The organism is Bradyrhizobium sp. GW821-FHT13H06 (assembly GCF_058803975.1).
Genome location: NZ_JBXAPN010000006.1, coordinates 66,387 through 79,198 on the forward strand (window position 1 = coordinate 66,387; position 12,812 = coordinate 79,198).

8 protein-coding genes are annotated in these 12,812 nt (G+C 65.2%); all 8 read right to left on the bottom strand.

All coding sequences use genetic code 11. The features are described from left to right. Positions 1-210 precede the first annotated feature (210 nt). Positions 211-2,979, bottom strand: a complete 2,769-nt coding sequence (fdhF, locus tag AC1RQP_RS24235) for a formate dehydrogenase subunit alpha (RefSeq protein ID WP_492938794.1) — start codon at positions 2,977-2,979, stop codon at positions 211-213. Next, positions 2,976-4,682 carry an NADH-ubiquinone oxidoreductase-F iron-sulfur binding region domain-containing protein gene (locus AC1RQP_RS24240; protein WP_239621653.1) on the bottom strand — a complete coding sequence of 569 codons (1,707 nt, stop codon included), beginning with the start codon at positions 4,680-4,682 and terminating at the stop codon, positions 2,976-2,978. The genes fdhF and AC1RQP_RS24240 overlap by 4 nt, the downstream gene beginning before the upstream one ends. Positions 4,683-5,065: 383 nt before the next feature. Further along, entirely contained in the window at positions 5,066-6,718 is a 1,653-nt protein-coding gene (locus AC1RQP_RS24245) for an OFA family MFS transporter (RefSeq protein ID WP_239621652.1), read from the bottom strand. 350 nt (positions 6,719-7,068) lie between these two features. Then, on the bottom strand, positions 7,069-9,093 hold the full coding sequence (locus AC1RQP_RS24250) for a sensor histidine kinase (RefSeq protein WP_492938795.1): 2,025 nt from the start codon (positions 9,091-9,093) through the stop codon (positions 7,069-7,071). Next, complete coding sequence (locus AC1RQP_RS24255; protein ID WP_061878740.1) at positions 9,086-10,519, bottom strand: sigma-54-dependent transcriptional regulator; 1,434 nt, start codon at positions 10,517-10,519, stop codon at positions 9,086-9,088. The genes AC1RQP_RS24250 and AC1RQP_RS24255 overlap by 8 nt, the downstream gene beginning before the upstream one ends. Before the next feature lie 142 nt (positions 10,520-10,661). Beyond that, entirely contained in the window at positions 10,662-10,895 is a 234-nt protein-coding gene (locus tag AC1RQP_RS24260; RefSeq protein WP_061024365.1) for a sulfurtransferase TusA family protein, read from the bottom strand. Positions 10,896-10,941: 46 nt separating this feature from the next. Further along, the gene (locus AC1RQP_RS24265) at positions 10,942-12,198 is read right to left on the bottom strand and encodes a molybdopterin molybdotransferase MoeA (RefSeq protein WP_492938796.1); all 1,257 of its coding nucleotides are present in this window, start codon (positions 12,196-12,198) and stop codon (positions 10,942-10,944) included. A 9-nt stretch (positions 12,199-12,207) separates the two neighbouring features. After that, the gene (gene mobB, locus AC1RQP_RS24270) at positions 12,208-12,735 is read right to left on the bottom strand and encodes a molybdopterin-guanine dinucleotide biosynthesis protein B (protein ID WP_028181370.1); all 528 of its coding nucleotides are present in this window, start codon (positions 12,733-12,735) and stop codon (positions 12,208-12,210) included. Between the last annotated feature and the right edge of the window lie 77 nt (positions 12,736-12,812).

Below are 12,812 nucleotides of genomic sequence, written 5' to 3' on the forward strand. Positions count from 1 at the left end.
CACCCTGATTGCGAGGAGCGAAGCGACGACGTGGGCACATTTGCCCACCACACAACTACTGTCATCGCCCGGCTTTGACCGGGCGATCCAGTACTCCGAGACAGTTATGGCTCAATGGATGAGCCGCGGCGTACTGGATGCCCCGCCTTCGCGGGCATGACAGCGGTTTGTATGGCAAGTCTCGTGCGCGCGGTAACGGCGAGACCTTCCCTACTCCGCAGCGTCGCGCATCTCCGCGCGTTCGGCTCTGACCGCGCAGAACTTGAACTCCGGGATCTTGCCGAACGGATCGAGCGCCGGGTTGGTCAACAGGTTCGCCGCCGCTTCCGCATAGCAGAACGGCATGAACACCATGTTCTCCGGCACGTCGCGGTCGGATCGGACCTTGACCTCGACGGCACCGCGGCGGGTCTCCAGGCGAATGAAATCGCCGGGCGCGAGCTGCTTCCTGCGCATGTCCTTCGGCGACATGAAGGCGACCGCCTCCGGCTCGATCTGGTCGAGCACCTGCGCACGGCGCGTCATCGAGCCGGTGTGCCAGTGCTCCAGCACGCGGCCGGTCGAGAGCACCATCGGGTATTCGTCGTCGGGAATCTCGTCCGGCGGGATCACCTTGGCCGGCACGATCTTGCCGCGGCCGCTCGCGGTCGGGAAACCGGTCGTGAAGATGATCTCGTTGCCGGGCTGGTCCGGAGCGTCGACCGGATAGGTGACGGCGCCTTCACGTAGCAGCCGCTCCCAGGTGATGTTCTTCAGCGACGGCATCAGCTGCGCCATCTCGGCGAAGACGTCGCCGGCGCCGGCATAATTCCACGGCAGGCCCATGCGCTTGCCGATCTCCTGGATGATCCAGAGATCCTGCCGCGCATCGCCGGGCGGCTTGATCACCTGGCGCGCGAGCTGGACGCGGCGGTCGGTGTTGGTGAATGAGCCCTCCTTCTCGGCGAAGGCCGAGGCCGGCAGGATGACGTCGGCGTGGAACGCGGTCTCGGTGACGAAGAGGTCCTGGACCACGAGATGATCGAGCATGGCGAGCGCCTGGCGCGCATGCTGGAGATCGGGATCGGACATCGCGGGGTTCTCACCCTCGATATACATGCCCGTGATCTCACCGGCATGGATCGCGTTCATGATCTCGACCACGGTCAGGCCGCGCACGGGATCGAGATCCTGCTGCCAGAGCTTTTCGAAAGCGCCGCGCATGTCGTCACGCCCGACCGGCTGGTAGTCCGGCAGGAACATCGGGATCAGGCCGGCGTCGGAGGCTCCTTGCACGTTGTTCTGGCCGCGCAGCGGATGCAGGCCCGTGCCGGGACGGCCGACCTGGCCGGTGATCAGCGCCAGCGCAATCAGACAGCGCGCATTGTCGGTGCCGTGGACATGCTGGCTGATGCCCATGCCCCAGAAGATGATCGACGATTTCGCCCGCGCATAGGTTCGCGCCACCTCGCGCAGCGTCTGCGCCGGGACGCCGCAGATCGGCTCCATCTTCTCCGGCGTGAACTCCTTGATCTTCTCCTTGAGCTCCTCGAACCCCTCGGTGTAGCCGGCGATGTACTGATCGTCGGTGAGGCCCTCGGTGATGATCGTGTTGATCATCGCGTTCAGCATGGCGACGTCCGAGCCGGGCTTGAACTGCAGATGCTTGGTCGCATGACGCGACAGCGACTGCCGGCGCGGATCCATCACGAACAGCTTGGCGCCGTTCTGCTTCACCGCGTTCTTGATGAAGGTCGCGGCGACCGGATGGTTCACGGTCGGATTGGCGCCGATCACGATGATGACCTCGGCGTCCATCGCCGCAGAGAACGGTGCCGAAACCGCGCCCGAGCTCAGGCCTTCGAACAGCGCCGCCACGGACGAGGCGTGGCACAGCCGGGTGCAATGATCCACGTTGTTCGAACCGAAGCCGGTACGCACCAGCTTCTGGAACAGATAGGCCTCTTCGTTCGAACCCTTGGCCGAACCGAAGCCGGCCAGCGCCTTCACGCCCTTCTCGTCGCGGATCTTGACGAGCCCCCTGGCCGCGATGTCGAGCGCTTCCTCCCAGCTCGCCTCGCGGAAATGGGTGAACGGATTGGCCGGATCGACCTGGTCGTTGGCGTCCTTCTTCGCATTCGGCAGCCGCACCAGCGGCTTGGTCAGGCGATGCGGATGGTGGATGTAGTCGAAGCCGAAGCGGCCCTTCACACAAAGACGATTGTGATTGGCGGGGCCGTCGCGGCCTTCCGCATAGATCACCTTCTCGTCCTTGACCTCGTAGGTCACCTGACAGCCGACGCCGCAGAACGGGCAGAGCGAGTCGACCTTCCTGTCGGCATAGGTGACGCGGGTCTGCTTCTCGTCCAGCATCACGGCCGGCATCAAGGCGCCGGTCGGGCAGGCCTGCACGCATTCGCCGCAGGCGACGCAGGTGGACTCGCCCATGGGATCGTCGAAGTCGAACACGATCTTGGAATCGTGATTGCGATAGGCCATGCCGATGACGTCGTTGACCTGGACCTCGCGGCAGGCGCGCACGCAGAGGCCGCACTGGATGCAGGCATCGAGATTGACGCGCATCGCCGGATGGCTGGCGTCGGTCGCCCAACGCTCGGCGGCGGGGAAGCGGCTCTCGGTGACGCCCGTCGTCTCGGCCCAGTGCCAGAACTTCGAATCCGGATCGTGCGAGGTCTCGCGCGCCGGCTGGTCGGCGACCAGCAGCTCCATCACCATCTTCTGGGCCGACACCGCGCGCGCGGACTCGGTTTTCACCTTCATGCCGACCGATGGGGTGCGCTTGCAGGACGCCGCCAGCACACGCTCGCCCTCGATCTCGACCATGCAGGCGCGGCAATTGCCGTCGGGGCGATAGTCCGGTGCCGGCGAATAGCACAGATGCGGAATCTCTCGTCCCTGGCGCTTTGCGACTTGCCAGATCGTTTCGCCGGGATTGGCCTCGACCTGCTTGCCGTCGAGCTCGAACGTAATCTTGGTCATTCGGCCGCTTCCTTGAACTCGTCAGGGAAATATCTGATCACGGAGGACAGCGGATTCGATGCCGCCTGTCCGAGCCCGCAGATCGAGGCATCGCGCATCGCCTGGCTCAATTCGTCCAGCAAGGCCCGGTTCCAGACCGGCTTTTGCATCAGCAGCGCCGCCTTCTGGGTTCCGACGCGGCACGGCGTGCACTGGCCGCAGCTCTCGTCCTCGAAGAACTTCATCAGGTTCAGCGCCGCCGCGCGCACGCTGTCCTTTTGCGACAGGATCACGATCGCGGCCGATCCGATGAAGCAGCCGTATTTCTCCAGCGTGCCGAAATCGAGCGGAATGTCGTCCATCGACGCAGGCAGAATGCCGCCGGACGCGCCGCCCGGAAGATAGGCGTAGAACTGATGGCCATCGGCCATGCCGCCGCAATATTCCTCGATCAGCTCGCGCACGGTGATGCCGGCGGGCGCGAGCTTCATGCCGGGATTCTTGACGCGCCCCGAGACCGAGAAGCTGCGCAGACCGTGACGCTCGTGACGGCCATGGCCCTTCCACCAGTCGGCGCCCTTCTCGACGATGTCGCGCACCCACCACAGCGTCTCGATGTTGTTGATCAGGGTCGGCAGGCCGAACAGACCGACCTGGAAAGGATAAGGCGGCTTGTGCCGAGGCAGGCCGCGCTTGCCCTCGATGCTTTCGAGCAGCGAGGATTCCTCGCCGCAGATGTAAGCGCCGGCGCCGCGCCGCATGTGCAGGGTCGGGCCGCCCGGCGGCAGCTTTGCGATCTCGCGCTGGAGGATCTCGCGCGCGGCCGGATACTCGTCGCGCAGATAGATATAGACGTCGGAGGCCTGCACCACATGCGCGCCGATCAGCATACCCTCGATGAAACGATGCGGATCGGTTTCGAGATAATAGCGGTCCTTGAAAGTGCCGGGCTCGCCCTCGTCGCCGTTGATCGCCATCAGCCGCGGGCCGGGCTCTCCCAGCACCGCGCGCCATTTGCGCCCCGTCGGGAAGCCGGCACCGCCGAGGCCGCGCAGCGAGGCGTCGTCGAGCGCCTTCAGCAGATCGTCCTTCGGCAGCTCGCCCGAGCGCACCTGGCCCAGCAGCTTGTAGCCGCCCCCGGCGACATAGGCGTCGTAGTCGACATATTCGGGCAGATGCGCGTGAGTGTCGCCGGCCTTTGCCGCCGCCATCACATTGGCGACGGTGGCGTGATCGACGAAGTTGTGACCGACCTCGGCAGCGGGTGCGGTATCGCAGCGGCCGACACAGGGCGCGCGCACGACGCGGATGCCCGGTCCGGCTTTGCTTTGCAGATCTTGCAGCAGCTTCTCACCGCCGAGCATCGCGCAAGTGAGGGAGTCGCAGACGCGGATGGTGAGCGGCGCAATATCCTGCTCGCCCTCCTTCACCACGTCGAAATGGGCGTAGAAGGTCGCGGTCTCGAACACCTCGGCGAAGGAGAGCTTCATCTCGTCGGCGAGGGCGGCCAGATGCGCGGCCGAGATCTGGTGATATCTGTCCTGGATCTGGTGCAGATACTCGATCAGCAGGTCGCGCCGACGCGGGCGGTCGCCGAGCAGCAACTCAATTTCATGCGCAGCGGCCGGATCGACCTGGCGTCCCTTCGGGGTCGCCTTGGCGCGCCGGCGTCCCTCTCCGGGATGCTCGAAGGAGCGGACCTTGTGCACGTCGTCATGGCTCATCGATTCGTCCCGATCTCGACTTTTAGAACGGCTCCACTTTTAGCTCCTGGCATGCCAGATGCCAAGCGATTTCTCATGCACTCGGAAGCAGTTAAGCGCAGCTCAGGGGTAACCTGGATCGCTGACGGGTACGGCCTTGCGTTCATCCAGCGCGCGCCAACTCTGAGAGCGAAGCCTTTATTGATGTCCAGATCAATAAACGCTTCCCATGCTGCGATAGCGAAAGCCTATCGATTGCGAGTTTCGGAGTATGCAGCGCGACGCTCCATTGGCAGCGACACAAATGAGCTTGCGAACCATCGAAATTCCCCAGAAGTCATTTTGAAGCGATCGGGATGAGCAGCGGGAGCGCGCATGGCGCGCTCCCGGCGGTGAATGCGCGATCAGAAAATCTTGACCGCGCTCTCCAGGGTCTTCCAGACACCCCAGGCGAGCGGAATGCCGACGAAGGCCCAGAACAGCGCCGCCTTGGCGTCGAGCCCGCCGAAGCCGATGCCGTAGGAGCCGTGCGGTCCGGCGGCGGCGGCGCTGGCGCTGGCGGCCTGGAGCTTGGCGACGTCGGCATCGCTCATATGCCACTTCGAGTCGACGGGCTTGATCAGGTAGTTGCAGATCAGGCCTGCGACCAGCATGGCGCAGAGGATGTACATGGTGGTGTTGTAGAGCTGGTCGCGGGGAACGCCGGCCGCGAGCTGGAACTCGCGGATGTAGTTCACCACGACCGGGCCGATGATGCCCGCGGTCGACCATGCCGTCAGCAGGCGCCCGTGGATGGCACCGACGAACTGGGTGCCGAACATGTCGGCGAGATAGGCCGGCACGGTGGCGAAGCCGCCGCCATACATCGACAGGATGATGCCGAAGCCGAGCACGAAGAGCAGCTTCGAGCCCATCGCCGCGAAGGTCGGCGCCAGCGCGTAAAGCACGATGCCGAGGATGAAGAACGTGTAGTAGGTGTTCTTGCGTCCGATCTTGTCCGACAGCGAGGCCCAGAAGAACCGGCCCCCGATGTTGAACAGCGACAGCAGGCCGGCGAAGCCCGCGGCGATCGCTGCGATCTGCGCCTTCTGTCCGGCATCGAGCTGGTTGAAGCCGACGTCGGGCAGGCCGATCAACTTGCCGGCGAAGATCTCCTGAAGCATCGGCGAGGCCATGCCGATCACGCCGATACCGGCTGAGACGTTGAGACACAGCACCCACCAGATCAGCCAGAACTGCGGTGTCTTGTGCGCGTCATTCAGGTGGACGTTGTTCTTGGAGATCATCGCATTGGCCTTGACCGGCGCCGTCCAGCCCTCGGGCTGCCAGCCGGTCGGCGGAATGCGATAGCGGAACGCGCCGATCATCATGAACACGAAGTAGATGACGCCCATCGCAACGAACGTCTCCCAGACGCCGACCGAGGTCGGGCTCTTGAAGTAGTTCATCAGGAGATTCGCCAGCGGCGCGCCGATCATGGCACCGCCGCCAAAGCCCATGATGGCCATGCCGGTCGCCATGCCGCGGCGATCAGGGAACCATTTCACCAGCGTCGACACCGGCGAGATGTAGCCGAGGCCAAGACCGACGCCGCCGATCACACCCGAGCCCAGCCACATCAGCCAGAGCTGGTGGGTGTAGATGCCGATCGCGCCGAGAAACAGGCCGCCGCACCAGCACAGAGCCGCGACGAAGCCGGCCTTGCGCGGACCGACCCGCTCGAGCCAGCCGCCCCAGATCGCGGCGGAGACGCCGAGCAGCACGAAGAACAGCGTGTACATCCAGCCCAGGCTGGCGACCTTCCAGTCGCAGCTCGTGGTGAACAGCTCCTGCCACAGCGACATGTCCGGACAGGCCTTCGGCGCCGTGACGCCGATCGCACGCGACAGCGGCAGCCAGAACACCGAGAAGCCGTAGGCCATGCCGATACAGAGATGGATGCACAGCGCCGCCGGCGGCACCAGCCAGCGATTGAAGCCGGCCGTCGCGATCGTGCGTTCACGATCGAGGAAGCCGGAAGCACCGACCGGTGCAAGAACAGTATCGGCAGTCGTCATAAGTATTACCTCCCAGGCGCGGCCTTGCCGGCACATCGGTTTGAGACCGGTCGTGTGCGAGCTTGGCAGCCGCGCATGACTGGTCGGATTTCATGCCGAAGCGGAATCATCCGGTGCGCATCGCGTCATATGCGCCGAGCAAGCAGCCGATCGCGGGTTGTCCCTTCGCCTCGCAAGCAGCGTTGCCGTGACGGCTATTGCGCTATTGCGCCCTCATCCCCCCTCAACACCCTGTCCTGAGATGAGCAACGCGCGTGCCAGAAGTCGCATCGTGACGATTCAACGACTTCCCGCAGCGCAATGTGCTGCGGCGGACAGAATGTCCTGGAAGCCTCGGACAAAATGTCCAATCAGGTCGCTTCCGGCAGCCACACCGTGAACGTACTTCCGGAGCCGACGCGGCTTTCGGCCGTGATCTGTCCACCCTGGCGCTTGATCAGCGTCTGGCTGATGGAGAGGCCGAGCCCGGTGCCTTGCCGCCGTTTCGTGGTGTAGAAGGGATCGAAGATCTTCTCGATCACCTCTTCGTTCATGCCGATGCCGGTATCGGTGACCTCGATGGCGACGCCTCGATGGCCGTCGCGCTCGACATCGAAGGAGCGGAGCGTCAGGGTTCCGCCGTCCGGCATGGCGTGGATCGCGTTGACGATGAGATTGACCAATACCTGCTGCAGCTCGTTGCGGTTCATCAGCACGAGCCGGTTGGCGCGGTCGTCCCTGACCACGGCGATCTCGGTCTTGTTCAGAAGATGCTGCACCAGCGGCAGACAGTCGGAGATGACGCTGGCCGGCGCATGGCGCTCGACATAGCCGGCATATTCCTCCGGCCTTGCAAACTGCAACAGCTTGGTCACGATCTGGCTGATGCGGTGAATCTGCTCGTCGAGCAGGCGAAACTCGACCTTCGCCTTGTCGGCATCGGCGCCGAACACGCTGCGGATGACGTCGAGATTGCCCTGCATCACCGCGATCGGATTGTTGATCTCGTGGGCAACGCCGGCGGTGATCTCGCCGATCGCAGCCAGCTTCTCGGACATGATGAGCTGCTTGGTGGTGGCCTCGAGCTTGAGATTGGCGTGCTCGAGGTCGCGGGTGCGCTCCCGCACGCGGACGTTCAGCTCCTCATTCCATTCCCGGAGCTGCCGGTCGCGCTCCTGGATCTGGTCGAGCAGGCTGTCGAGATGAACCGCGACGCGGCCGATCTCGTCACCCAACACCGGCATGCTGGTGCGGGCGGAGAGGTTGCCGCGCTCCACCTCGGCGATCGTCGCCGTGACGCGCTCCAGCGGCATGAAGATGGAGGTCGCCCAGCGCAGGAAGATCGGCACGGTCGCGGCGGTGATCGCGATGAACGCTGCGACGATGATCACCAATGTCTGGTATTTGGCTTCGCTGAACGGCTTCTCCAGGAAGCCGACATAGAGCATGCCGACCCGCTTGCCATAACTGTCGACCAGCGGCTCGTAGGCGGAGATGTACCAGTCGTTGACCACGAAGGCGCTGTCTAGCCAGGTGCGCCCCTCGCCCAGCACGGCCGAGCGCACCGCCGCCGACACGCGCGTGCCGAGCGCGCGCCGTCCCTCGAACAGGCGGACGTTGGTCGATATCCGCACGTCGTCCAGGAACAGCGTCGCGGTGCCCTGGCTGCCCTCCGGCAGGCTCGCCGCGCGATAAACGAGATCATTGATCGTGTCGATGAATTCCAGATTCTGGTTGAGCAGCGTGCCGCCGACCAGCGCAGCGGCGCCACCGTCGGGCAGCATCGCCCGACTCGCCGCATGCACGACCATGCCGCGCGTCTCCGTGCTGCGGTCGGTCGGCACCGCGTTCGGGGTCGGCACGAGGTCCAGTCGCGCGCGCTCGGCCAGGGCCGGGGAAATCGCGGCGAGCTCGTCATTGCCGAAAATGTCGACGCCCGTCGCAGGGACCTGGCCCGACAGCGCCGACACGATGATCGGCCAGTCACTTCTCGGTTGATGCTGCAACGGCGGCGATGAGGCCAGGACGTCGCCGCGACCGTTGGTCAGATACAGGAAATCGAGACCGATCTCCCTGCGGGTCTCGTCGAGCAGATCCTGCAGGGAGCCGCGCGCATCCGGCGCCAGCACCTCGTGGAAGCGGGCCGACAGGCTGAGCGCCCGGATCTGGACGCCGGTCTTTTCCAGGATGCGGGCAAGATATTGGTGGGCGATGGTGAGATCGCCGTTCACCTTGGAGATCAGGGTCGCGTCGAATTTCGCGTTCCAGCGATAGATCGCAACGCCGAGCAGGAGCGGCAGGATGACCAGCATCGGCAGCAGCGCGATCGCGAGCAGCCGGAAGCGGACGGAGCGTCCCCGCACGGGCTCGCCGCTGCGGCCGGCAGCATCAGACATCCCACAACGCGCATTTGCGGTCGATGGTCTTGCGCGAGATGCCGAGACGCCGAGCCGCCTCCTCGCGGTTGCCATTGACCTCCTTCAGCACGCCGAGAATGTGACGGCGCTCGAGCTCGGCGAGACTGTCGGCAGGCGCCGACTGACCGTTGTTGCGGGGACCGGCGAAATCGTCGGGGAAGGCGCCGAGGATCAGCGTGCGCTCGATCAAATTGCGCAGCTCGCGCACATTGCCCGGCCAATCATAGCTTGCGAGCGCCGCCCGCACCGAGGCGTCGATCGGCACCGGCGGCATGCCGAGCTGCACCGACAGCTTGCTCATGAAGATGGTGGCGAGCTCCTGCACGTCGTCGCCGCGATCCTTCAGGAGCGGCAGGCGGATCTGCATCACGTTGAGCCGGTAGAACAGGTCGGCCCGGAAGCGGCCCTTCTCGACCTCCTTCTGAAGCTCGGCATTGGTCGCGAAGATGAAGCGCAGGTCGACCGGAACTTCACGCTCGGAGCCGACCGGACGCACGCGGCGGTCTTCGAGCACGCGGAGCAGCTTGCTCTGCATCGGCAGCGGCAGCTCCCCGATCTCGTCGAGGAACAGCGTGCCGCCATGGGCATACAGGAACAAGCCCTCGCGGCCCGAATCGGCGCCCGTGAAGGCGCCCTTGATGTGTCCGAACAGCTCGGCCTCGATCATGTCGGGCGGGATCGCCGCGCAATTCACCGGCACGAAGGGCTTGTCGGCGCGGTCGGACAGCGAGTGGATCGAGCGCGCTGCCACTTCCTTGCCGGTGCCGGATTCGCCGGTGAGGAGAATCGAGGTCGGCAGGCGCGCGACGCGCGCAATGGTCTCACGCACGCGCAGCGTCGCTGCCGACTGTCCGATCAGATTGTCGCGCAGAAAGGTGCGGTCTGACGAGGCACGCAGAGCGTAGCGCAGGACATAATTCTCGCGCTGGAGGCGGACGCGGTCGAGGCATCGTGCCACCGCGTTGAGGATCTGGTTGGAGCGGAACGGCTTGAGCACGAAATCGGCCGCACCGGCGCGCAGGGCCTGGATCGCGGTGTCGAGGTCGGCATAGGCGGTGATCAGGATCGCGTCGGCGAAAAAGCCGACGGCGCGCTGCTCGGCGAGCCAGTCGACGCCATTCTTGCCTGGCATGATGTTGTCGAGAATGACGACGTCGTAGCGGTTGGAATCGAGCTTGCGCGAGGCCTGGTCGGTATCGGCCGCCTCGTCCACCAGCTTGCAGCGCGGCGCAAGCGTGCGCACCAGGAAATTGCGCATGCCCGGCTCGTCGTCGACGATCAGGATGGAGGCCTGCGCCAGCGCGCTGAACTCCGGTCCTGCAGCCGCCTTGCCGAGCTTGACGTCAGGCTCGCGTCCCACCGCGGGATTTGCGGCTGCGCTTGCCCTCGATGTTGAGAAAGTCATGCCCGATGTCTTAGGTTTGAGAATCTTGGGTTTGAGATCATCCACCGCGATAATCGGCATCTTTCGCAGCGCAGCGAAAGCTACGGCCGTTCCCCCGCAGGCGCAGCATAGTCAAACGTCGCCGCCGTGAACATTCGCCTTTTTACGGGGCGCCGCTCTTTTCGACCAGGAACACGATGCGCGCCTCGTTGCGCTCGGTGATCTCGACCTTGTCGCCGGTCTCGCGGATCAGGTTCGGAATGTCAATCACCGACAGGGGATCGGTGCAGTGAACCTCGAGCTGATCGCCCGGCTGCAAAGGCTTGAGCGCCTTGCGCGTCTTCAGGGCGGGCAACGGGCATTTCAGTCCGGTGAGATCGAGCATGGTTCTGGTCATGGCTGCAGCATGGCGGGACCGGTCGATCGCGTCAACGCAAGGGCGCCTAGAGCAGACCCGCGTAGGACAGGAAGCCGACGTCCTGCCCCGGCTCGACATTCGTGATGTCCTCGCCGAGTTCGACGAGGCCATCGGTCTCGACCAGCGACGACAGCAGCCCGGCCCCTTCGCGCGGAAACTTGATCGCCTCGAGCGCACCGTCCTGCGCGCGCCGCAGGGAGGCGCGCACATATTCGCGCCGGCCGGCCTTCTTCCTGTAAGAGAACGCCGCGCGCAGCGGGATGGGCGTCAACGGCTCCGGCAAGCCCCCCGCCAGCGCCAACACCGTCGGTCGCACCACATGGACGAACGTCACGAAGCTCGCGACGGGATTGCCGGGCAATCCGATCAGCGGCGTGCCGCCGATGATGCCCATCGCCACGGGACGCCCGGGCTTGATCGCCATCCGCCACAGCACCAGCGAGCCGATGCTCTCGACCGCCGCCTTGACGTGATCCTCCTCGCCGGTCGAGACACCGCCGGTGGTGAGGATCAGGTCATGGTGACCTGCGACCTGCTTCAAGCCGTTCGCGAGCGAACTGCGCTCGTCGCGCAGAATGCCGAGGTCGCTGACCTCGCAGCCGAGCCGGCGCAGCATCGCCATCAGCATGAAACGGTTGGAATCGAACAGCTGCGAGGCGGCGCGCGGTTCGCCGGGCGACGCCAATTCATCCCCGGTCGAGAACACGGCGACACGGATGCGCCTGACGACCTCGAGCCCCGTCAGGCCGAACGCGGCGGCAAGGGCGACATGCTGCGGTCGCAAGCGTTGGCCGGCGCGCAGCGCGACCTGACCTTGCGGAATGTCCTCGCCTGCGGGACGGACATTGGCCCCACGCTTCAGCCCCGGCGGCAGCACGATCCTGCCGGAGCCATCGATGCGGACGTCCTCCTGCATGAAGACGGTGTCCGCATCGGGCGGCATCGGCGCGCCGGTGAAGATGCGCGCGGTGTGACCGGGCTTGATCGGCGCCTGTGCAACGCCGCCGGCCTGGATGCGACCGTCGAGCGGGAACGCCCGTTCGGCGCTTTCCGGAAGGTCGGCATTGCGCAGGGCGTACCCGTCGACGGCGGAGTTGGTGAACGGCGGCAGCGGCAAAGGTGCGGCCACATCGCGCGCGAGCACGCGGCCGTCGGCATCGACGAGCGCCACGGTTTCGAGATCGACAATCGCGTTGACGCGCGTCGTGATGAGGCCAACGGCTTCGTCGACCGACATCATCGGGCCGCCGAAGGCAAAGCAATCGTCCGATAGTTGCGCCATGGTGCCTCGTCAGCGTATCGCGGCGCTCTTTGCCACCGCTTCCTCGACCGGCATCGCCGCGCGCAGCAACAGTTCCGCGGCAGCCGCGATATCGTCGAGATGGACAGTCGGCAGCCTGGTGTCAATCGCGACGTCGCTCGCAATCCCGGCAATCCCGGGATCATCGGGAAACAGCAGCGGCTTGCCGTTGCCGGCGCGGTGCACCTCGATCTTGCGATGCGGCTCACGCTTGAAACCCTCGACCACGACGAGATCGACGGCGGAGAGCTTGCCGAGCAGCTCCGGCAGCCGCGGCTCCGCCGCCCCGCGCAGCTCGTGCATCAGGGCCCAGCGGTTCGAGGAAGCGACCAGCACCTCCGCCGCGCCGGCCTCGCGATGGCGCCAGGAATCCTTGCCGGGCACGTCGACGTCGAACTGGTGATGCGCATGCTTGATCACGGAGACACGCAGGCCTTGCGCATTGAAATGCGGAATCAGCCGCGTCAACAGCGTGGTCTTGCCCGCACCGCTCCAGCCTGCAAGGCCGATGACTTTCATAACCGTTCGATCTCCGCCAACGGCTCGCTGGCCGATGGAACCTCCGGCCTCTCCCCGTCATTGCGAGCGTAGCGAAG

Coding starts and splice junctions, on each gene's coding strand:
- AC1RQP_RS24255 (WP_061878740.1), bottom strand. CDS start 10,519: ATGACTTTCTCAACATCGAGGGCAAGCGCAGCCGCAAATCCCGCGGTG.
- mobB (WP_028181370.1), bottom strand. CDS start 12,735: ATGAAAGTCATCGGCCTTGCAGGCTGGAGCGGTGCGGGCAAGACCACG.
- AC1RQP_RS24260 (WP_061024365.1), bottom strand. CDS start 10,895: ATGACCAGAACCATGCTCGATCTCACCGGACTGAAATGCCCGTTGCCC.
- fdhF (WP_492938794.1), bottom strand. CDS start 2,979: ATGACCAAGATTACGTTCGAGCTCGACGGCAAGCAGGTCGAGGCCAAT.
- AC1RQP_RS24245 (WP_239621652.1), bottom strand. CDS start 6,718: ATGACGACTGCCGATACTGTTCTTGCACCGGTCGGTGCTTCCGGCTTC.
- AC1RQP_RS24265 (WP_492938796.1), bottom strand. CDS start 12,198: ATGGCGCAACTATCGGACGATTGCTTTGCCTTCGGCGGCCCGATGATG.
- AC1RQP_RS24250 (WP_492938795.1), bottom strand. CDS start 9,093: ATGTCTGATGCTGCCGGCCGCAGCGGCGAGCCCGTGCGGGGACGCTCC.
- AC1RQP_RS24240 (WP_239621653.1), bottom strand. CDS start 4,682: ATGAGCCATGACGACGTGCACAAGGTCCGCTCCTTCGAGCATCCCGGA.